At 60.8% G+C, this 22,170-nt stretch carries 16 protein-coding genes; 8 read left to right on the top strand and 8 right to left on the bottom strand.

What is annotated here, in order from left to right; all coding sequences use genetic code 11:
- The 3 genes from NFJ07_RS23710 to dnaA form a co-directional block, all read right to left on the bottom strand.
- Positions 1-209: NAD(P)-binding domain-containing protein (locus tag NFJ07_RS23710; protein WP_269998374.1), on the bottom strand; the 209-nt coding region annotated here is incomplete at its 3' end.
- A gap of 96 nt (positions 210-305) precedes the next feature.
- A complete protein-coding gene (gene dnaN, locus NFJ07_RS23705) occupies positions 306-1,430 on the bottom strand; it encodes a DNA polymerase III subunit beta (RefSeq protein WP_269998373.1) in 1,125 nt (374 codons plus the stop codon).
- A 535-nt stretch (positions 1,431-1,965) separates the two neighbouring features.
- The gene (gene dnaA, locus NFJ07_RS23700) at positions 1,966-3,387 is read right to left on the bottom strand and encodes a chromosomal replication initiator protein DnaA (protein WP_078107068.1); all 1,422 of its coding nucleotides are present in this window, start codon (positions 3,385-3,387) and stop codon (positions 1,966-1,968) included.
- A 457-nt stretch (positions 3,388-3,844) separates the two neighbouring features.
- Between dnaA and rpmH the strand changes: the two genes are divergently transcribed.
- The 8 genes from rpmH to NFJ07_RS23660 all read left to right on the top strand — a co-directional run bounded on the left by rpmH (position 3,845) and on the right by NFJ07_RS23660 (position 9,439).
- A complete protein-coding gene (gene rpmH, locus NFJ07_RS23695; protein WP_011776797.1) occupies positions 3,845-3,982 on the top strand; it encodes a 50S ribosomal protein L34 in 138 nt (45 codons plus the stop codon).
- A 40-nt stretch (positions 3,983-4,022) separates the two neighbouring features.
- On the top strand, positions 4,023-4,430 hold the full coding sequence (gene rnpA, locus NFJ07_RS23690) for a ribonuclease P protein component (protein WP_269998370.1): 408 nt from the start codon (positions 4,023-4,025) through the stop codon (positions 4,428-4,430).
- Positions 4,423-4,821: a membrane protein insertion efficiency factor YidD gene (yidD, locus tag NFJ07_RS23685; protein WP_425550475.1), complete on the top strand. Its 399-nt coding sequence runs from the start codon at positions 4,423-4,425 to the stop codon at positions 4,819-4,821. The genes rnpA and yidD overlap by 8 nt, the downstream gene beginning before the upstream one ends.
- Positions 4,822-4,838: 17 nt before the next feature.
- Positions 4,839-5,813 carry a membrane protein insertase YidC gene (gene yidC, locus NFJ07_RS23680; RefSeq protein WP_269998369.1) on the top strand — a complete coding sequence of 325 codons (975 nt, stop codon included), beginning with the start codon at positions 4,839-4,841 and terminating at the stop codon, positions 5,811-5,813.
- Positions 5,813-6,391, top strand: a complete 579-nt coding sequence (locus tag NFJ07_RS23675) for a Jag family protein (RefSeq protein WP_269998367.1) — start codon at positions 5,813-5,815, stop codon at positions 6,389-6,391. The genes yidC and NFJ07_RS23675 overlap by 1 nt, the downstream gene beginning before the upstream one ends.
- Before the next feature lie 6 nt (positions 6,392-6,397).
- Positions 6,398-7,048 carry a 16S rRNA (guanine(527)-N(7))-methyltransferase RsmG gene (rsmG, locus tag NFJ07_RS23670; RefSeq protein WP_269998365.1) on the top strand — a complete coding sequence of 217 codons (651 nt, stop codon included), beginning with the start codon at positions 6,398-6,400 and terminating at the stop codon, positions 7,046-7,048.
- Positions 7,049-7,134: 86 nt separating this feature from the next.
- The gene (locus NFJ07_RS23665) at positions 7,135-8,190 is read left to right on the top strand and encodes a ParA family protein (RefSeq protein WP_269998363.1); all 1,056 of its coding nucleotides are present in this window, start codon (positions 7,135-7,137) and stop codon (positions 8,188-8,190) included.
- A gap of 67 nt (positions 8,191-8,257) precedes the next feature.
- Positions 8,258-9,439: a ParB/RepB/Spo0J family partition protein gene (locus NFJ07_RS23660; protein ID WP_269998362.1), complete on the top strand. Its 1,182-nt coding sequence runs from the start codon at positions 8,258-8,260 to the stop codon at positions 9,437-9,439.
- A gap of 6,624 nt (positions 9,440-16,063) precedes the next feature.
- On the opposite strand, the gene trxA is transcribed toward NFJ07_RS23660, so the two are convergent.
- The 5 genes from trxA to NFJ07_RS23635 form a co-directional block, all read right to left on the bottom strand.
- Positions 16,064-16,390, bottom strand: coding sequence for a thioredoxin (gene trxA / locus NFJ07_RS23655; protein WP_078107075.1), 327 nt, complete (start codon positions 16,388-16,390; stop codon positions 16,064-16,066).
- A 36-nt stretch (positions 16,391-16,426) separates the two neighbouring features.
- Positions 16,427-17,383 carry a thioredoxin-disulfide reductase gene (trxB, locus tag NFJ07_RS23650; RefSeq protein WP_269998359.1) on the bottom strand — a complete coding sequence of 319 codons (957 nt, stop codon included), beginning with the start codon at positions 17,381-17,383 and terminating at the stop codon, positions 16,427-16,429.
- Between the two features lie 262 nt (positions 17,384-17,645).
- On the bottom strand, positions 17,646-19,337 hold the full coding sequence (locus NFJ07_RS23645) for an ABC transporter substrate-binding protein (protein ID WP_269998358.1): 1,692 nt from the start codon (positions 19,335-19,337) through the stop codon (positions 17,646-17,648).
- Positions 19,338-19,481: 144 nt separating this feature from the next.
- Positions 19,482-21,563, bottom strand: coding sequence for a murein biosynthesis integral membrane protein MurJ (gene murJ, locus NFJ07_RS23640; protein ID WP_269998377.1), 2,082 nt, complete (start codon positions 21,561-21,563; stop codon positions 19,482-19,484).
- Positions 21,564-21,633: 70 nt separating this feature from the next.
- On the bottom strand, positions 21,634-22,134 hold the full coding sequence (locus NFJ07_RS23635; protein WP_059388857.1) for an NUDIX hydrolase: 501 nt from the start codon (positions 22,132-22,134) through the stop codon (positions 21,634-21,636).
- Positions 22,135-22,170: the final 36 nt, after the last annotated feature.

Below are 22,170 nucleotides of genomic sequence, written 5' to 3'. Positions count from 1 at the left end.
TCGCTGATCACGGCATCCGTGATGTCCCCGGAAGGAACCATGACCCAGACCAGGCGCGGCGCCGGAAGCGCAGCAATCAGGTCATCAACGGATGCGACATCGGCGATGTCCTGATTTCGGTCAAAGCCAGTGACTTCGATTCCGCCTCTCCGCAACCGTTCGCGCATGTTGAAACCCATTTTTCCAAGACCGATCAGTCCGATGTGCACAGCGTGAACTCTTTTCTGCGTTGGTGGTTTTGGTATTGACCCGTCTGACTCGCAGTTGTTGTCGTTTTGGGCCCCCAGAACGACAACAACTGTCAGCTAGTTGGGGAGGCGGACGGGCATCACGAGGTAGCGGTAGTCGCCCTTGTCATCGCCGTCGGCGTCAACCTGGGCGGTGATCATGGCCGGCTTTGGTGCCGTGGTGAAGGAGAAGCGCACGAACTTGGTTTCGATCACGCTCAGGCCTTCCACGAGGTAGTGCGGGTTGAAGGCTACCGTGATGTCTTCGCCGCTGAGCTGGGACTCCAGTTCCTCGGATGCCTGCGCGTCTTCGCCAGTACCGGCGTCGAGATTCAGTTGGCCCTGTGTGAATGCCAAGCGAACCGGGGTGTTTCGCTCGGCCACCAAGGACACACGGCGAACGGCCTCAACGAGTTCCTGCGTTTGGACTGTTGCGTGGATCGGCGTGGAATCCGGGAACAAAGACCGGATCTTGGGGTAGTCGCCGTCGACGAGAAGGGAAGTGGTGGTGCGTCCGCCGCTTTCGAAGCCAATCAGGCGGCTGTCGTCGTCAGCGAGGGCGAGGTGGATGTCCCCGCTGCCACCGAGGGTCTTGGCCACCTCGTTGAGGGTCTTGGATTTCACCAGGGCACTGGTGGAAATACCCGGGGTAACGGGCTTCCATGGCACCTCCCGCATGGCAAGGCGGTAGCGGTCAGTGGCGAGGAGGGTGATCATGTCATCCTCGATCTCCATCCGGACGCCGGTGAGGATCGGCAGGGTGTCATCCCTGCTGGCCGCAATGATGACCTGCGAAACGGCCTGGGCGAAGGCATCGCCGGGCAAGGTTCCACTGATGGCGGGAAGAGCCGGCAGCGGCGGGTATTCGGATTCCGGCATCGTTGCGAGATGAAAGCTGCTTCGACGGCACGTGAGGGTGACCTTGCTGCCATCGGTTTCGATTTCGACAGGAGCCGATGGGAGGCTGCGGCAGATATCGGCCAAGAGGCGTCCGGAAACCAGGATGGTTCCCTCGGTGGTGATATCAGCTGGAATCTCGAGACGGGCGGAGGTCTCGTAGTCAAAGCTCGAGAGACTCACTGTTCCGGCTTCTGCCTTGAGCAGGAGACCTGAGAGTACCGGGACGGGCGGCCGCGGAGACAAGGACCGGGCTGTCCATGTAACGGCTTCTGCCAGGACATCCCGCTCGACTCTGAACTTCACGGAAGGGTGCCGCCTTTCATTGCTGCTGCCAGTGTTCCACCGGAAACTCCCCCAGGAGCCCCGAAAACCATCGCCCTGAACCCGAAAGCTGCATGGTCCGCAGTGAGCGAACTACAAAGCAGCGCCAAGGATGGACGCGATGCAGACAGCTTAGCCGGAACTTCGGGCATTAACCCATCTCCGGCCCGCTGGCTTGTGATTCGAAGCAGCCACGGGCTGCGTCGCTGGGTGGGCGGAAGGAGATTGTTATTTGAGGGAATTCATTTTTTTGGGATTAGTAGTGTTAATAACCCCTGTGGAAACTGTGGATAACCGCCTCTGGACCCGCGGTTCCGGGGTTAAGCCCTGTTCACGATATGTGGGCGACAGGGGTTTTAAACAGGGTGTGGACGTGGATAACCCCCAGGGCCGTTTCTAACGATCCACAGACGCCTTAAGGGTTTTAAGCCCATTAACGGCGCTTGTCCCCTTAAGTATCCACAGGCTTATCCACATGTGCCTGTTAATAAGGTATGTAGTACTCCGAGGGAGGGACTCAGGAATCGCGTTGCTGCTGCTTGATGCGGTTGGTCAGCTCGGTCACCTGGTTGTAGATCACACGGCGCTCGGCCATCAGTTCGCGAATTTTGCGGTCCGCGTGGATCACTGTGGTGTGGTCGCGGCCGCCAAGCTCCTGGCCGATCTTGGGCAGGGACATGTCCGTGAGCTCGCGGCACAGGTACATGGCGATCTGCCGCGCGGTCACCAAGGTGCGCGTACGGGACTTGCTGCAAAGCTCTTCCATGCTGAGCTTGAAGTACTCGGCCGTCTGCTTCAGGATCTGGTCGGCCGTGATCTCCTGGGCGCCGTCGTCGGTGATCAAGTCCTTCAGGACCATTTCGGCGAGGGCTACATCGACGGGCTGGCGGTTGAGGCTGGCGAACGCCGTGACGCGGATCAGCGCGCCTTCGAGCTCGCGGATGTTGCTGGAGATCTTGGAAGCGATGTACTCCAAAGCGTCGTCGGGGGCGGACAATCCCTCGCTCTGGGCCTTCTTGCGGAGGATCGCAATGCGGGTTTCGAGTTCCGGCGGCTGGATGTCGGTCAGCAGGCCCCATTCGAAACGGGACTTCATGCGGTCCTCGAAGCCGGCCAGCTGCTTGGGCGGGAGGTCCGAGGTGATGACCACCTGCTTGTTGTTGTTGTGCAGGGCGTTGAACGTGTGGAAGAACTCCTCGAGCGTCCGGTCCTTGCCTGCCAGGAACTGGATGTCGTCAATCAAGAGCACGTCGACGTTGCGGTACGTGGTCTTGAAGCTGGCGCCTTCGTCGTCGCGGATGGAGTTGATGAAGTCGTTGGTGAACTCTTCGGAATTCACGTAGCGCACCCGGATGCCGCTGTAGAGACGGCGGGCATAGTGGCCGATCGCGTGCAACAAGTGCGTCTTGCCAAGCCCGGAATCACCGTAGATGAACAGCGGGTTGTATGCCTTGGCCGGTGCTTCCGCGACCGCGACCGCGGCAGCATGGGCAAAGCGGTTGGAAGAACCGATCACGAAGGTATCAAAGACGTACTTCGGGTTCAGCCGGCCGAATTCGTGCGAAGTACTCGGCGGAGTGGGCTGCGGCTTCAGTTCCACGGCGAGGTCGTTCGCGGAAGAGAGTTCGACGGCGGGGGCCGGCTCTTCGTGGATGGGCACCAGATCTGTGTCGACGTCGATCGCGCACCGGATGTCGTCGGAAAAGACGCTGCGGAGGGCGTCGTCGAGGGCGTCCTTGACTTGCGTCTGGAGAACCTCGCGGGTCAGTTCGTTGGGTACGGCCACCAAGAGGGTGGAGCCGATCAGGCCCTGCGCCTGCGCAAGGATAACGAAACCACGCTGCCGGGGTGTGACGCGATCGTCTTGTTCCAGCAGGCTCAGCACCCGCCGCCAGGAACTTCCGACCGTGTTGGCGTGGTTGGCTTCGTCTACCGTCATCAATTGGTTCCCTCGAGTGCTTGCTTGCCTGGATTGCGGCAGCCGAAGGTCCAAACCATGAGTGGATTCCGAACCGAATCCACAGGGTTATGCACAGTCCGTGGATAATCGGCTACTGAGACACTCTAGGGGATGGAAACTCCAGAAGATAGCTGGGAACAAGCTTGTGGATAATTACACCGTTGTGGTTCTGAAACGGGGTCTGTGAGCCGCTTCATCCACAGGCTGGCGGGTGTACTTAGCCACAGCTGGGGATATCTGGCACGGCGACTCCCGGTTTGACCTCGGGGGTCTTTTTGCCCTAACGTTGTGAAGTCCTATGTGTCCGCTTTTTGATCACCCGCACCTCCGGTAAATCCGGCGTTGGGCGGCGGCGGATACTCAATAAACTTAGCGTCGGCCAGTTCTTCCCCTTTTGATCGGGTGGGCGCACCTTTGATCCACTGGAGTAACTAACGTGAGCAAGCGGACTTTTCAGCCGAATAACCGCCGTCGGGCCAAGAAGCATGGCTTCCGCCTTCGTATGCGCACCCGTGCCGGCCGCGCCATCCTGGCCGCCCGTCGTGGCAAGGGCCGCGTCGAACTGTCGGCCTAAATAACTGACTCGTCGGTCAGCCTTCCAAGCGAGTCAATAGGTGCTAGCCACCCGTAACCGTCTGCGGACTTCTACCGACTTTTCAACAACTGTACGTTCCGGCGTCCGCAATGGACGCCGGAACTTAGTGTTATATACGGCACCTATTGGTGCCGGAGACCCGAGCCGCATCGGCTTCATCGTTTCCAAAGCTGTCGGGAACGCTGTGACCAGGAACCTCGTTAAGAGGAGACTGAGAGAAGCAGGTGCTTTGTCCTTGAATAGGCATGGCACGGGTCTTGCTGTTGTGGTCCGGGCGTTGCCCGCGGCTGCGACGGCAAGCTGGGACCAGCTGCTGACGGATTACAATGCCGCCTTGGCGGCAACCACGAAACGGCTCGGCGGATCCTCTCCGCGAGTTGTTTCGCCCACCCAGGGCACCACAACGGAAGGGACACCGCGTGCATGAGCTGAGCTCCGCCGTCGTCCGCTTCTTTAGAGTCGCTCCGAGGATCCTCGGAACATTTCTGTGGGAGCTGCCGCGCAACGTCCTCATCATCTTGCTGAAGACTTATCGCAGGATCATCTCTCCCTTATACGGCCAGGTGTGCCGATTCTTCCCATCCTGCTCGGCTTATGCCCTCGAAGCGGTGACGGTACATGGTGCCGTCAAGGGAAGTTGGCTCGCAGTGCGGCGCCTTGCGCGTTGCCACCCCTGGAACGCCGGCGGCGTGGACCACGTCCCCGCCGGACATCGTCACTGGCCCGAAGGCCAGACGCCCACAATTGTTGTACTGAACAACCCGGACCAGTTCCTGGCTGTGTGGTCTGATGAAGACGGTCGCCGCACAGCGGCCTGAGGAAATAGGGAAAACGTATGGACATCTTTGGAACAATTCTGGCCCCGTTCAAGTGGCTAGTGTCCGCGATCATGCTGGGGTTCCACGACGGGCTGAGTTTTATTGGCCTGCCGCCGGAGAACGGCTGGACCTGGACGCTGTCCATCATCGGCTTGGTGCTGGTGATCCGTGCCGCCCTGATCCCTGTCTTCGTCAAGCAAATCAAGGCACAGCGGGGCATGCAGCTGCTTCAGCCTGATCTGAAGAAGATGCAGGCGAAGTACAAGGGCAAGACGGACCAGCTCTCCCGCCAGGCGATGGCGCAGGAACAGATGGCTCTGTACAAGAAGCACGGCACCAACCCGTTCTCTGCCTGTTTGCCGATGCTGATCCAGATGCCGTTCTTCTTCGCGCTGTTCCAGGTGCTTTCCGGTATCACCCAGGCCCGCCAGGCCGGCATCGGCATCGGCGCGCTGAGCCATGACCAGGTGGTGCAGTTCGACGAATCCAGCATCTTCGGCGCTCCCCTTTCCGCGTCCCTGCTTCACGGCGGCCCTGCTGGTACCGATCAAACGGTTGTGTGGGTCCTGTCCATCGTGATGATCCTGGCCATGACGGCGTCGCAGTTCATTACGCAGAAGCAGATCATGGCCAAGAACATGTCCGAAGAGGCCATGGCCAGCCCGTTCATGCGCCAGCAGAAGATGATGCTCTACATCCTGCCGCTCGTTTTCGGTGTGGGTGGCATCAACTTCCCGATTGGTGTGCTCATCTACTGGACCACCACCAACCTGTGGACCATGGGCCAGCAGTTCTTTGTCATCCGCCGCATGCCGACACCGGGATCCCCCGCGGCGAAGGCACTTGCTGAGCGTCGCGCCGCCAAGGGCTTGCCGTCCCACCCCCTTCTGGGCGGTAGGAAGGACGCCGACGTCGCTGCCGAAGTGGCCGCCGTCGAGGTCAAGGCACAGCAGCGCATCCAGCCACAACGTAAGAACAGGAAGAAGAAGTAATGTCTGTTGAAAGCACCGAAGAGGCAACGGCCGCTGCCTCCACCGAGGAACTGGCAGAGGCCGCAGTAGAAACTTCCGAAGAGGGCGCTCCTGCCGGCAAGAGCATTTCCGTGAGCCGCCTCGAGGAAGAGGGCGACGTCGCCGCAGACTACCTCGAGGAACTCCTCGACATTGCCGACATCGACGGCGACATCGACATTGAGGTCCGCAATGGCCGAACCTACATCTCCATCGCGGCCGAAGACGACTCCGAGGGGCTTGAGAGCCTGGTCGGCCGCGACGGTGAAGTGCTAGAAGCCCTTCAGGAACTCGCTCGCCTGTCCGTGCTGTCGGCAACCGAAAACCGCTCGCGCCTGGTGCTCGACATCAACGGATACCGCAAGGAACGTGCCGGCGATCTGCAGCAGATTGCCGAAGACGCCGTCGCGAAGGTCAAGGAGACCGGCGCCCCGGTGGCACTTGAACCCATGAGCGCATACGAACGCAAGATTGTGCACGACGCTGTTGCGGACCTCGGTTTTGTATCCGAGTCCGACGGCGAAGGCGCCGGCCGCCACATCGTGGTTTCGGCCGACTAACGGATCATGGTTGAAATCACGGCAGCCGAACTGCAGGCGGCAGAGAAGATTTTCGGTGACCGGCTTGGGCTCGCCCAGCGGTACGTAGAACATTTGGCGACATCAGGAACCGAGCGCGGGCTGATTGGCCCGCGCGAGGTTCCCCGCCTGTGGAGCCGGCACGTTCTCAATTGCGCCGTCATCGAGTCGGCAATAGCCCACGGAAGCCACGTTGCAGACGTTGGTTCCGGTGCGGGCCTCCCCGGCTTGTGCTTGGCGATTGCACGTCCCGATCTTGAACTAACGCTGATCGAACCCCTGGAGCGACGCGTCATCTGGCTTCAGGAAGTGGTGGATGACCTCGGGCTGGGCAATGTCACGGTCATGCGCACCCGGGCCGAGCTCGCAGTGGGAATGGTCGACGCGGACGTTGTCACGGCGAGGGCTGTCTCTGCCTTGTCCAAGCTTGCTGGCTTGACCATTCCCTTGCTTAACGGCAAGGGTGAAGTTGTTGCGATCAAGGGCCGCAGTGCTGCCGAAGAGATTGAGCAAGCAGCAAAAGTCATCCGCAAGCTCGGCGGCGTGGAAACGTCTGTTGTGGTTTGTGGGCAGGAGCTCTTGGAGGAACCCACCACAGTGGTCAGGATCGTCGTTAACAAACAGCGGAAGATCGCTTAGCTTCGGCGCTGTGTCCCGCGTGTCCGCAACTGAGCGGTTAAGCTAGAGAACGGCAGCTAGAGCCGAATGAGAGTGAGAGTGTGACAGTGGGCAGTAGCGAAACCTCCACCCAGCGGATCCCGCCATTTATTTCCTTGGGGTCCGCCCGGGCCATGGCTGCACCCTCGGCCTCCTTTGAGTCTGCGCTGATGCGCACGAATTCGGTTTCAAACGCCGCTGTTTCACGTGAAACCCTGATTGTCGGAAGCGACAACGTCATGGACTCCATCGACGACTCGAGCCCTATTGCGCGTCAGCTCGCCAACGAGACCCGACGTCGCGAACGGCTGGTGGGACGCGAGCTTCCCAAGCCGGAGAGGACCCGTATTTTTACCGTGTCCAATCAAAAGGGCGGCGTAGGAAAGACCACCACGACGGTCAATATTGCGGCAGCCTTGGCTTCCGCTGGACTCAACGTCCTGGTGATCGACATAGATCCCCAGGGGAATGCATCCACTGCCCTTGGTATTGAGCACCACGCCGACGTCGACAGCATTTACGATGTGCTGATCAACGACCTTCCGCTGCGTGACGTTGTAGCTCCTTGCCCTGATATTCCCAATCTCATCTGCGCGCCGGCAACCATTCACCTGGCGGGTGCTGAAATTGAATTGGTTTCCCTCGTTGCACGCGAGCAGCGCCTGCGCCGTGCAATCGATGTGTATTCGAAGGAACGGGCGAAGAACGGTGAAGCTCGCCTGGACTTCATCTTCATCGACTGCCCGCCCAGCTTGGGTCTGCTGACCGTCAACGCCTTCTGCGCCGCCAGCGAGGTACTCATCCCCATCCAGTGTGAGTACTACGCATTGGAAGGCCTGAGCCAGCTACTCAAGAACATCGAAATGATCCAGAAGCATCTCAATGCAGATCTGGTCGTTTCCACCATTCTCCTCACCATGTACGACGGCCGCACCAATCTGGCCGCACAGGTGGCGTCCGAAGTCCGTCAACATTTCCCGGAACAGGTTCTCGGCGCAGTGGTTCCACGCTCCGTGCGCATCTCGGAAGCCCCGAGCTACCAACAGACGGTAATGACTTACGATCCTTCATCCAGCGGCGCGTTGTCCTACATGGAAGCCGCCGCGGAAATCGCCGAGCGCTAGACTTTCTGAATCACTGCAACATCCTTGGCGGGCTCTATTCTTGCCATTCCACCGGAGGGACATACTAATGAGCGAAAAGCGACGAGGCCTGGGTAGGGGTCTTGGGGCTCTCATTCCCAGCTCCGCTTCGGCTGGTGCATCGGGCAATGGCGTTCCGACGTCCCGCCCTGTGGACCTCTTCTTTCCTGAGGCGCGCAAGGCCCCGGAGACGGTGGATACACCTGAGGTGCCTGAGACCGAGGTAGCGAAGAGCTCTCCGTCGCGAGGCTCTTCGTCCAAGAGTTCGACGGCGGCAAAGAGTCCTGCTGCGAAGTCGCCCGCCGCGAAGGGCACCACCGGTGAAGGCGAGGCCGCGTCAGCCGACGGTTCTGCGGGAGACGCCGTTTCTGAGTCTCTTCCTGCGGAATCGCCCGAGGTTCAACTAGTTGAGGTTCCCGGGGCGCGCTTCGCCGAAATCCCCGTCGGGGACATTCATCCCAACCGCAAGCAGCCGCGCAGCGTCTTCGATGAGGACGACATGGCGGAGCTGGTTCACTCCGTCAAGGAAATAGGCGTACTCCAGCCAATTGTTGTACGCACTTCAACCGAAAAGGGTGGAGAACCGTACGAGCTGGTGATGGGTGAGCGGCGGTGGCGGGCAGTGCAGGCCGCCGGGCTCGAAACTATCCCGGCGATTGTTCGCGACACGAATGATGACGATCTCCTGCGCGATGCTTTGCTGGAGAACCTCCACCGTAGTCAGCTGAACCCCCTCGAAGAAGCAGCCGCCTACCAGCAGCTCCTGGAGGACTTCGGTACCACCCACGAACAGCTGGCTGACCGGATCGGACGTTCGCGGCCGCAGGTGTCCAACACTCTTCGCCTCCTCAAACTTCCTCCCCTGGTCCAACGGCGAGTTGCTGCCAGCGTGCTCTCGGCCGGCCATGCACGTGCATTGCTTGCTCTCCCGGACGCAGCCGCGATGGAGCGTCTCGCACAGAAGATTGTCTCCGAAGGAATGTCCGTACGGGCCACTGAGGAAGCAGTGGCGTTGTACCAGGATCCTACGGTGCCGGCTAAGAACAGCATCCCGCGCCCTAATGCACGCCATGAGCGCCTCGACTACCTTGCTTCTTCTCTTTCGGATCGCCTGGACACCAATGTGAAGATCACCTTGGGTGCCCGTAAAGGGCGAGTCAGCATTGAGTTTGCAAGTGTTGAGGACCTAAACCGGATTATGGATGTCTTGTCGCCCGGGGATGAAGGCTAGTCGCTCGATTTCTGCGGAATGGGGTTTGCTTCTAACGAGGCAGGCCCCATTTTCTTTTTGGGGTTTCCTGGGCTTACTTGCGCGATACTTGATGCCTGCGCACGTTGACCGTGTGGCAGCGCGGTAGGGACCCGTTGGGAGTGGCTGTGGGTGGCTATCTGAGATCTGTAGCTCCTACTGCTCGCAGGGCCAGGTGGAGGCCCTTCTGCCGTGGCCAGAGCAATCCGGTTCGCTTAGCTCTACGGCATCCATTGCTGTAAGCCTTCGCGCCGCGCGTGGCCCTTTGTTATGCGGCGGGGTTCGCGTTGTATTGGCAGATGGTCGTCGAGCATGTCACGACCGGGGAATTGCGGTGTCGTTCCGGTGTTTCACGTGAAACGTTCGGATGCAGTCCGTAGGAAGGCGGAGTTTGGCTTCTCGTTGGTGCCTCAGGTTCCGTGAGGGAAGCTCTTCTTATACAGTGCCGTGTGATCTTCCCCGCCTCGGGGCAAGCGAGCAGGAATTTGCTGGCGTGCCGTTGCGTCCGAGTTTGTCGGGCTGGACCGTCGACTGACTTGGATGGTCCTTCAGTCACCATCCGTTACGTTCGCCCTTCTGGTGCGGCGCCTGAGTCTGAGCGGCCAATCCGATGGTGTTGGCGTACGTTGTTCATATCGTCGGCATGGAACACTTTGGACACGATCGAGAGTGCTCCTGTTTGAGCGAATTGGAATACGTTTCTGGTGACGAGCGGCTTCTTGTTCCCCATGCGTCCTGTCGGGCTGCAATCCTAATCCTGCGATCTCATGTACTGCGTTTCACGTGAAACCATAGGGTTCGCCTGCCTTCAACTGACGATCTACTGGATCTCCCATATTCGAACCGGAATATCGGGAGCCTCGCACGATTCCCCGCTCCCGACGCAGGGATGTGGCATCCTGGATCGATCTGGGTTTCGGCATTCGGATTAGGTCCGCCCCCTTCTTCTTTTGGGTCAGTCAGGCGACAGAGAGTGGCTTTGCGAGCATCACCTGGAGGGGGTTCAGCCGACATGAGGCACCATATGACCGCAGACCTTATGGATAGATTGCAGCTGATGAGGCTGCAATGTTCCGAGCATGCTGGACCAAATAGATTGGTATCTCCTGTCCGCCAAAGAGCCTCCCGTTGTTTCACGTGGAACAGCCAGCCCAGCTGGACTGGTCGGCCTGGGCCGGTGGGAGGTGAGCTCGGTCTGCGCGCCGACCCGTCAGTCGGCCTGGATGGAGAGTCGGCCCTGCCTGTTTCACGTGAAACAGGAGCTCTGTAGACTCGACCGGACTCGATTCAGGGGCACGCGTTCTAGTAACTGATAGCTCACCCGCGGTATGTAGTGAGTGACCAGCAACGCGGCGTCGTGAGACGGCCCGGAAGCTCGTTGGTCTATCGACCTTCCCTTGTCCACTCACCCGTTAGCAGGTGAGGTCTCAGGGACTCGGTAACATCCATCAGGGCTTCCGGAAGAACGCATTCCCTGCCGCTGAAGTCACCGGAGGAAAGTTCGCAACAATGGCGACGGGTTCTGCTATTGCACTTAGCGTTCCGGATCTCTGCACTCAGGATTTCAATCTGCCTGCCCTCTTGGCAGCTGACGTATCACGCTCAGCGCCTGGGCAATTCGCCGCCCAAAGCAAAGCTGGAGGTAATCCTGGCTGGGTGTGCTTGGACGCTGGGACGCGAACGTGCGGGGGGTCTTCCTGTCGGCGAACCAGTTCCCGCGTGCGGAGAGGTTTCAAGCTCTGTCTGCTCATGACCCGCGCTGTCCGGTACGAGGCATCACTACTGTAGTGCCTGCGCACGGTTAGGTCCAAGGCAAGCCCGCGATCGTAGCGTCTGGAACGAGGACAACGATGAGCGAGCGCTGGACGTTGGGAGCCGTCGCCGGCGCGGCTACCTGTGACCGAGCAGTACTGGGCGAAGCGATTGCTGATCGCTCGGCCTTGGTCCGCCGTCGCGCGCCCGGGATTGTTGGTGCCTGCCGACCGCAGAGTGCGGATTCGATTGATGCCGAAGGCTGTTTGGTCTCTGATGTCTGCGGCATCAGGTCGCGGCCAACGACAGGGTGTTTCTCCCCCGTTCGCCAGAACATGAGACTGGCAAAGGCCAAAGTGTTCTCTGAGCTCTCTTCATCTGGGGCGGGACTGCTGAGCCGGTGCCATGCCCCATCCGGCCTTCAGTATCGTTCCATCTTCTGCGTACGCACGAGTCAAAGACTGTTCCTGAACCTCTCGACCTGCGGGGCGGGAATCGCCTATTCCGGTCCACCCAGTTGTTCCTCGGGAATCGGTGGTCAGTATCGCAAACGGCCTTGGGAAGAGAGCATGATCGTAGTCCCCCTGTAGTCCCAAGCGACTGAGGATCTTTCGGTGGCGATGTCAGTGGCGGGGTCCGTGCTCGCACCGATGATTGCGCAGGTGAGTGCACAAGTGATTGTGCCCCGGTACCACTCGCGGTGGTCTCTTGGAATGAAGCCGCGAAGGTTGTTGGCTCCCCTGATCTGTAAGGCTGGAATCCTCCCCCATCTTTGGGCGAACCTGCCCTTCGGGTGGCCACGTCCTGGTGCGACCCTCTCCGGTGTCCTTGTGCGTACGGCGATGTGCATGACCTGGGAGCGCCTGGATGGCGAGCCGGTAGTTGGTAGTGCGTCATCTACGTCGATCAACACCGCAGTCCCTGGTGCATGTGGAGCGGGCCCGGACTCGTGCGCTCTTGGCTGGGCGAATCCAGATGGCGGCTCCGCGGCATGTTCGGAGCTAGCTCGCCGTGGCGGGGCTGGTTCACATCGGGATCCCGAATTTCGGAGATGTGGGGAAGCCGGAAGTGGCGCTCGGTGGGCCGATGGCCGGCGCATTGAGACTACGTTACCCGCTACTTCGAAGAGGCTAGGCGGTCCGCTATCGATGATCCCGATGCGGACGATCGCGGAAGACCGAGCACGATGTGGGCGTCTCCACGGGAGGCGAGAGGACAAGCTTGCTTCGCTCGTGGCATGCCCCTACCTCTTGGACCCGTGCGAACCGCTGTTGAAAAGTCTGAGAGCAGCAGTGGATATCGTTGTGGAAAACTTTGTTGATAAGTTGGCCGAATACCGGAGATGGCGGTCTGCCCTGCGTGGGTCTCCATGCGGCCCGCGTTGGTGCTCGTGTGTTCCTTGAGCGTTTCGATGGTTCTGTTTCACGTGAAACAGAACCATGGCCTGCAAGATGGTCCATTTCCCCCCTGTTTGCTCGGATTTTGGCCAATTCCTGGGCTTTTGGACGCTTTTCCGGTCGAGTGTAAGTTGGCTCCCACCTGGCGGTCTGAGCGTCCCCTCAATTCGCGCTAGACACGCTCCGCACCAAGCTAGGAGGACCGCTCGGACCGGCTCTCTTCCCCCGTGGATATTGCTGTGGAAAACTTTGTGCATAACTTTGGACCCGTCGGTGGATATCCTTCTCAGCGAAGATTCAGCGACTGCCGACGGTCGGGCTCATGTTGTGCATTAGGGCTCGCATTTTGGTCAGGAGTCTCCAGGCTTCTGGTGCCTTCCGAGGTCGGCTTGAACGTGTTTGAGCACCATAGCCTCGTCATGTTTCACGTGAAACTGCGGCCGCACCGGCGACTGCCGACGGCAGGACAACCCCTTGCCTGCAGAGAAGTGAGGAGCCACAACGGTCGTATGGGCAGGGGCCCACGAACACGTGCCGGAGGCGGAAGCATCCGCTGAGGCTACGGTGCTGGCACCTGCCGGACTCCACACTCATCTTCTGCGTCCCGGTCTATTAGTGGCGCGGTGTGCCACTGACTCGGGCATGCCGTCGACAAGGGCAATCGTCCCGCAGGCCCACTTGGGCAATGGTATTCGCCTATCGACCGATATTGAAGCAACGGACGCCGGTGCCGAGCCGAATCTCAGTCAGCATTTTGAGCGGTATGGACTGTGGGGGAACTTCTGGCCGACCGCCCCATGCGGACTCTCACCTATCGGTGTCGCCATCCGATATTCACGCATTTGAACGATCGGTCTGCCCACGATCCCCGGACACACAATCGTCTCTCGGTACTTTGGCGTAGGCCCGCGCGCTCCATGTCATACCTGCCCACTCTTCCAACCCGGCCAGGTCCTAGCGTTCTTACGCGCGAGTTTGCGCACCCCTACTTGCGTCAGGTCTGGGAGATTCAAACTCAAGGGGGCCGGCTGCGGGTGGCTCTCCCAAGGGCTGATGCGACGGCGGCGGTTCTCTCGTGCCTGAATGATCGTCGTACCGTGGCCGGTGTTGCTACCACGCTGCCTTCGTTTGGGAGCTCGGTGGCCTGGGAGCGAGGCGCAGGTTCTACCAACGTCCGCGGCCATGAGTGATTGGAGAGCGCGTTGTGTCCCGGCCCGGCACCGTGATTCAGGACTAAACATCGGGCCATGATCATCGAGGTACAGACTGGAATTCGGCGCTGTCTTGAACCTGGCTCCGGCCTGGTTTTCGGCCGTGGGAACTGAGGCAGAAGGCTGCGTCGATAGGTTCTGGGAGGTGTGGTCCGCGCTGATTCAGCACGGACCGCTTGCTGGTTTGCGAGGACGATCTCACTATCGCGGCACACCTTTCGAAAGGGTGACCACCACCGTCAGGGTCGACCTACTCCTGAAAGCGAGATTCGATCGCCGAATAGCCCGTCGCCGTGGAAATTGAGGGGGAAGATGGCCTGCTTGTCCCACGGCTGCCGTGCAGTGGATGTTTGCTGTGCGGGATCCCCGTGCTGTGTGACCCCTGGTCATGGGCTCCGGCTCCGATCCCTGCGGGCGGCCTGACGGCGCCTGCCTCGACTCCTTCAATGGCTCTTGCGGACGGCATACTCTGAGCCACCGCACGGAACTGTATGAGTCTGCCAGTACGGCTCACTCCGAAATCTAGGGCGTGCAGACGCCGCGAGTTTCAGTTGTCACTTTCCCGGCGTAGGTGAGACGCAGGTGTCTATGCGGCAGCGCCCCGCGAGACTCGCGGTGCCAGAGGACAAGCACTAGACAGGATCGTCGAGCCTGAGCATCGGGTGGCTCCTCCCCGATTGATGTACAGTCCGCGGCCTTCCACACAATCTACGTGTATCCGGCGAGTCGAACTGCATCCGAGAACCGCAGATGTCCCTGGATGGCCGTATAGACCGGCTGTTGACGGCCGAGGCGATTACGGTCGGTTGAAACAACCTCAATTGATTGGATAGACGAGTGCTCCTTCCCAACGCTCGAAACTTGGGCAGGCGGTGACACGTGGCATACTCGCGTGACGGTGCGTTGCGTGGAATTTGACGGCGTCTGACGAAGAGTTCCAATCCGGTGCCGTGGGTCGGACGGCAGCCTAGAGCATCAGCACAACCAACGGGGTGAGTAGGCGTGGGACTCCCGGACTCGAAGATGGCATCGCCGAGCAGAGGATCGCCACCCTGGTCCCGGCCTGGGCACTCTTCAAAAGATCTAGCCGCGACGGCAAGTAACGAGGTGGACTGTGCTTGGAGGGCTCGAGATGCCGGGAAGTTTGCCTGATGAACTCGCGTCCAGTGGGTTCGAACTCGCTGTGTTAGATGCGGTGTACAAGCCGCTGCACCAGGCGCCGCCGGCACTGGTCTAGCGCGATTGACTCCGGCAACTTAGTCCGTGTCGAGCCGATGCAGAGAACCCGTGGTACCGGGCCCCGCGCTGGCATCGCGTTTCACGTGAAACATCGGGCATGAAGGGGCGCACACGATTCCCATACCGGGCAGTGAGGAGGGGCCCTGGATCCGTCATCTCGGACTAGCGAGGAGTTGACCCCAGAACAAGCAACCGACGAGGAGGGGCGTTCGCGGGGTTCAATGGGGCGGGAGCGGCTGAAATCAGTACAAGATCAGTAGCGGCGGAAACCACCGCGACGACCCGTAACACATCAACGATCTCAACCACCTCCACGTTCTGTAGCCACATCAACGAGCCGCAACCGCTCAGACGGTTTCACGTGAAACCACGCAATGCGATTTGTCGCATGATTGCCCCATTCTGAATACGAATACTAAAGTGCATTTCGGGGCATGTCGCTCAGGTAGCCGTGTTTCACGTGAAACAGTGCATTCGCTGAGCGCGCGCAAGAATCGGCGTGGAACTGAGTTCGAAACCATGCTCGACACCGCATCCCACTCACGGTCAACTCTGTTTCACGTGAAACAGACGAATCCAATACCTCGTCTTTGCCATCGAACAGGGAAACGATGCAAGCGAGTGGAGTCCTCGGCATCAGCAACGACTCAAAGAATCAACAGGGCAAAGTGTCCCCCAAATCCGTGCTCAAGGTAATGACTGCTAGCCGGTGAACTGCCCTGATCCCAGCCATGTTCCGCGCATGGAACAATTCTCAGGCCTCGCTGGGGCGTGCCTAGAAGATTTGCGTCTGTTGAAATCGAAAAAGGTTCAGAAACGGGAACGAGAGTCCCAGAACAGTAACGGCCCTTCCATAGGCCTATTAGTACCTCTGACGATCAGCACCAGCAGGGAGACCACGAACCCCAGGAACCTGCACCCAAGGCACGAAAAAGCCGGCGGTCCTCGCTCAACAGCGAAAACCACCGGCCGAATCAGAAGCGACCGCTAGAGGGGCGCCTGACGTCCTAGGACAGGACGGATTCAAATTCCTTCTCGAAGAACTGCTTCGGCTTGGCACCGATAACTGTGCTCTTCACTTCTCCCCCACTGAAGAGGTAGACCGCCGGAATGGACGTGATGCCGTACTCCGCGGCGATGGCCGGGTTGTCGTCGACATTCAGCTTGACGACGTCAACCTTGTCTCCGTATTCAACCGAGATCTCGTCGAGGATCGGACCCAACTTGCGGCACGGGCCGCACCACTCTGCCCAGAAGTCCACAATGACCGGCTTTTCAGCGGCCAGGACGTCGGTGCTGAAACTGGCGTCGGTAACGTTTTTAGCGTTGCTCATAATTCTTTCCCTTCGAATGGATGGCTGCTGTGCCGATTAGGCGTGCAGGTCTGCAAGATAGTGCTCGACGTCCAAGGCCGCGACACAACCGGAACCGGCGGCGGTGATGGCCTGACGGTAGGTGGGGTCCACGACGTCGCCGGCGGCGAAGACGCCCTTGATGTTGGTCTTCGAGCTGCGGCCCTCGACGGCGATGGTGCCTTCAGGGGCGAGCTCCAGTTTTCCCTTCACGAGTTCCGTGCGGGGATCGTTGCCGATGGCCACGAAAACGCCAGTGACGGCGAGTTCGGACTCGGTGCCGTCGACGAGGTTCTTCAGCTTCAGGCCAGTCACCTTGTCCCCACCGATGACGTCCTCGACGGCGGTGTTCCACACGAAGTTGATCTTCTCGTGGGACTGGGCACGGTCACCCATGATCTTGGAAGCCTTGAGGGTGTCGCGGCGGTGTACCACGGTCACCGACTTGGCGAACTTCGTGAGGAAGAGTGCTTCCTCCATGGCAGAGTCGCCGCCACCGATCACTGCGATGTCCTGATCCTTGAAGAAGAAACCGTCACAGGTTGCACACCAGCTCACGCCGTGGCCAGAAAGACGTTTTTCATTCTCGAGGCCGAGCTCACGGTATGCGGAGCCCGTGGACAGGATGATGGCGCGTGCCTTGAAGGTCTCCCCCGTGCCGATGGTCACGGTCTTGATGTCGCCGTCGAGGTCCAGTTCGGTGACATCCTCAAACTGAATTTCAGTTCCAAAGCGTGCCGCCTGCTTTTCGAAGCTCTCCATGAGATCAGGTCCCATGACGCCTTCGGGGAAACCCGGGTAGTTCTCGACGTCTGTTGTGTTCATCAGTTCGCCACCGGCAGTCACGGAACCGGCGATGAGCAGCGGGTTCATGTTGGCGCGTGCCGTGTAGACGGCCGCCGTGTAACCGGCAGGACCGGAGCCTACGATGATGACATCACGTACGTTGGACGCGGTGTTTTCTGCGTTGCTCACTGTTGGGTGAACCTCTTCCTTAGTCGATGCACCGGATCCTTGCGGCCGGCCACATGGCACAACCCTATGGCGGCGCGGAATATTCCGATGTTTCCGGGGACCCTAATATCCACCACCATTCAGGGTACCTGCTGGTAGTGCAGGGCATGGAAGGGCGAAGACTCCGTTACCGGAGTTGACGGTCCCCCTGGACGCAAGCGCCCGAAACAGCCGCAAGCGCCCGAAACTGTCACACGCGGCCGAAGGGGTCGCCCGCCGTCGACTACTGGACCTTGATCTCCGCAAGGCGCAGGCCGAACCCGTAGCGCGTCTTGGGCGCGGTCAGCTTGGGCAGGGACTTGATGGAGATAATCACGTACTGGGCGGTTACAGGGGCGCTGAGCGGCATAGTGAGCTCCGGTGAGGTGAAGCTGTTGGTGCCCACCAACTTGGCGCCGTCCATAGCCGGACGATCATTGGTGTAAACGCTGATGTTTCCACCGGAAGCGCCCAACTGGCTCAAGGTGACGGACGACACTTGTGAGGGTGCCTTGAGCTTGACGAGCAACGAGACTCCATCAGGTGCGAGTCCACCCCAGTCCGCGGTGGCGAACTCCATGTCCGACCAGTAACTCGCGGCATTTCCGTCGTAGGCCTTGACCAAGTCTTTGTCGTAGGTCGCGGCGAATTCGAAATCGCCCATACGAGTGACTCCATCAATCACCGGCGGCGCTGCGACCGCAGTTGCCGAGGCACTGCTACTCGGCTGTCCAGTTCCCGTTTGAGTCCCTGTGGCGGACTGCTTGGCCGCGGGAGAGCCGCCGGGGATGAGGTTGCCGAGGTTGGTGACAGCCAGAATCAAACCCACGATCAAGACAGCGGCGAGGACGCCACCTACAAGCCATCGGAAGGAACGGGGCTCGCGAACCGGTTCCTCGTCGTAGTATTCGTCCTCGTCGAGGGGCTCTGCTTGCTCACGCGCTGTGACCGGGAAGCTCGATGCTCCTCTGCTGTACCCGCCGGTGGCAGCGGCCGCATCGCGGGAAGCGCCCGCACCGCGGGAGCCGGCGTCGTCGTTAATGAAGCCATAGTCGTCTTCGGACCAGAGAGAGACTTTGGATTCCTGGGCAGGGTTCGCGGAGGTAGGCGCCGGAGGGGCGGACGCCGGAACAGCCTGCGTGGCGGGCGCCGGCTGGATTTGCTGGGGGGCGGTCCGGCTCGACTCGGCGGTCCGGTTCGACTCTGTGGTCCGGTTCAACGGGGCGGTGGGGCCAGACGGGGCAGACGGAGCGGACGCGGGCGTCCCCGAAGGTGCGGCCTGGCCTTCTTCGCTGTTTGACTTGCCGGTACCCTTTACGGCGGCCGCGGCTGCCGCCCCTGCTCCCGCTGCTGCGGCAGCGATGCGGGAACCAATGCCCCCAGGGGCCGACGCTGGACGGCTGGCCGGCATGGGAGGAACCACCGGGCGGCGCGGGTCCACAGGTGCCTCGGCAGCCGGCAGCGATTCGCCGGCGGGATTGGGCTCGACATCGTCGTAGCTGATGTACTCGGCGTCGTGCTCTTCGTCGTCGTACAGTCCGTCGTAGGTCTCGGGTTCGTGGGACCGGGCCTGGCCGAAGATCTCGCTGCCCAGCGTGTCCGTGAAGAACGGCTCTACATACGGCGGGTTGGTGGCCACCACGAGGTCCAGCAGATCAGGAGCGCTGCTGTGGTTGGTGATGAGGTACGTGGTGCTGTCGCTGACTCCGAGATCGAGGATCTGGACATGCCCGGGCCGTTCGCCAGTGGCTACCTCGCGTGCGCTCTTGGCAACCTGCTCGGCGTTCCCGGGGCCGGCCACGAGGATGCTGACAGGTCTGTTGAGGACCTGGTCCACGCCGTCGAGCACCAGATCTTGGTCGTGCGAAGTCAACACGGTGGCTGTGACTTTGTAGCGGCCGCCAAGCACTGATCCGACATCGATCGGGTGGGACACGGGTTCCTCCTATGGACTGTCCGGAAGCTGCGGGTCCTGAATACGGGATCCGGCCAGCCGGGTGACCCGTGGTCTGCAACTACCTGTATTAGTTTCTGATCCTAGCGGATTGGGCCGTTCCGGCTCCCGGTTTGCGAGGATGCGTCACCTTTTGCGGCGCGGTCCACCGCGGAAATAAGGGTTGTTTCCCAGCGTCCCCTGATAGGTGCGGCGGCCAGGCAACGGGATCCCGGGGCGGCCTGCGCCCCCTTGTGCGGTGCTGGGGATGTCTTCATCCGGCAGATATGACTTTTCGATGTCGGACCAAGCGTCCACTTTATCCTTCGCCTCCGCAATGCCGCCATCGGCAAGATGATCAGGATCCTGCCCGGCATCCCACCCGTCCTTGGAGGGGATGGTTTGCAAGGCGGGGCCAGCGCGGAAGGATGCTGCGTCGAACTCGCCCGAGATGCGTGGAATGAGCCCGGTGTCGTCGGACACTGTGGCGCGGACCGCCGTCGGGGGCTGCTTTTCGCCCGCGGATGGCGCTGGCGCGACCGGAACGCCGCGGCCGAGCCGGCCCAGCACCGGCCGGAGCAAATCGCGCAGTTCGCTGACGTGGAAGACGCGTAGCAGCAGCAGATATGCAAGCAGCATGACGGGCCCGACGACGACTACCGTCACCAAAGCGGCAGGCCTGCTGCTCCAGGCGAAGCCGTCAGCGTGATAGCTGCCCAGAAGCCACAAGGCCAAGGCGCCGGCGATCGCCGAACCCAAGGCGGCGTAGCCCATGCGAATGTACGAGTTTGCGATCCGCGGGCCGTCCACATGGCCGAGGAGGCGTCGCAGGAACCACACGCTGATGACCACGGAAAGGATGTTGCCGAGCGTGTACAGGACGGCGATCGCGAAGATGATCTGGCCCACCGGCAGGAACTGGATGATGAACGCGCCCACAACGTTGAGCAGGGCCAGTATGAGCTGGATGTAGAAAGGGGTTCGGGCGTCTTCGTTGGCGTAGAAGACGCGGGACATCATGAAGTTGGCGCTCATGAACGGCGTGCTCAGCGCAAGGATCGTCAGCGTCTGGGCCAGCATGACGCCGTCCTGGGGTTTGCCCCCTGAGAAGAACATGCCCAGCGGTCCGGCGAGGGCGAACAGCGCCAGTGCCCCGAAGACAGTGGCGACGGCCATGGTCCGCAGCCCGTGCGAAAGGGCTTCGCGCAGCTCGGCCTTATTGCCGGCCTGGGATGCGTGGGCCATGCGGTTGAAGAGCACCGTGGCGAGCGACAACGCAATGATCGAGTGCGGCAGCAGGTACAGCTGGCTGGCGACTTCCAGGACCGCGTTGCCGGGGAGGGTGGCGGCCGCCGGGTCTTGCGCGTGTTCCAGCCGAAGCCGCTCGGAGCCGGGAATCGTGGCGATCCTCATGACGTAAAGGAAAGCGAGCTGCCCGACGGCGGCGGTCAGGAGCGTCCAGACGCTCAGTTTTGCTGCCTGGCCCAGTCCCACGCCCCGCCAGCCGAATCGCGGCCGGAGCCCGAGCCGCAGGCGGATCACCGGGACGAGGAGTATGGCGGTTTGTGCGAGCACGCCGACGGTGGAGAATCCGGCGATCAGGAAGGTCTGGAAAGGCCCCCAATTGTCCAAGGTGTGCGGGTTGGTGTTGTTGGCGCCGAGGATCCAGATGAACATGCCCAGTCCGGCGATGGCCACCACGTTGTTCAGGATCGGCGCCCACATGGCGGGGCCGAAGGCGCCGTTGGCGTTGAGGACCTGGGTCAGCAACGCATACAAACCGTAGAAGAAGATCTGCGGCAGGCAATAGAACGCGAAGGTTACGGCCAGCGATTTCTGCTGGGGTGAATAGCCCTGGGTGGTGAGGTCGATGACCATCGGCGCGGCCAGCGTGACCAGCGCCGTCAGCGTCAAGAGAACCAGCACGGCCAAGGTCAGGAGCCGGCTGATGTAGTCCGCGCCGCGGTCCGGGCCCTTGCTTGCTTTGATGATTTGCGGGACCAGTACAGCGTTGAACACGCCGCCCGCCACCAGGAGGAAGATCAGGTTGGGCAGGTTGTTGGCGTTGATGAAGGTGTCGTTGACCGTCGATCCCAGGCCCAGTGCGGCGCCAAGCATCCAGGTTTTGGCGAAGCCGAGGAACCGTGAAACGAGCGTCCCGGCGGCCATGACGGCGCTGGAACGGGTTTCTCCGGACTGGACTGACTGGGTTGTTTTGGCGGCAGACATTGTCATTATCGTCCCATGAGCCGGGCTGCCTGTTGCGTCAAACCGGCGTCAGACGGTAGGAATGGCCGCGTTAGAGGTGTTCGGGCAGGACTTCGCGGGCAAGATCGGCGATGCGCCGCTCATTGGGAAAGGACAGCTTGCGGGCCAATTCCTGGAGGGGAACCCAAGCGGCATCGATGGCCTCTTGATCGGGATCGTTCTCGATGGTCAGTTCTCCGCCCGTGGCGCGCAGGAGGAAATGGTGCACGGTTTTGTGGACGCGGTGCCCGCTCACGGTGAACCAATAGTCGATGCTGCCGAGAGGAGCGAGGACGTTGCCTTCGATTCCGGTCTCTTCAGCAATCTCGCGGACGGCTGCTTCCTCGTTGTTTTCCTTGCCTTCCGGATGCCCCTTCGGCAGGCACCACTCGAGTCGGCCACCCCTATTAAGGCGGGCGATGATCGCAACCCTCAGTTCGCCGTCGGAGGTGTCTACTACGACGCCGCCGGCGGAGACTTCCTCCACGGTCGGAAGGGCGGCCTGGGCCGGGTGCGGAGCGGGCGCGACGTGGGCACCAATTGCCGACGGCAATGGTGCGTTCGTCCTCCTGCCAGGAGCACTCGGGAT

The sequence above is a fragment of the Arthrobacter sp. B2a2-09 genome (assembly GCF_027587375.1).
In the GTDB taxonomy this organism is placed as follows: Bacteria; Actinomycetota; Actinomycetes; order Actinomycetales; family Micrococcaceae; genus Arthrobacter.
The sequence above is the reverse complement of the archived record's forward strand: the minus strand, read 5'-3'. Positions and strand labels throughout refer to the sequence as shown.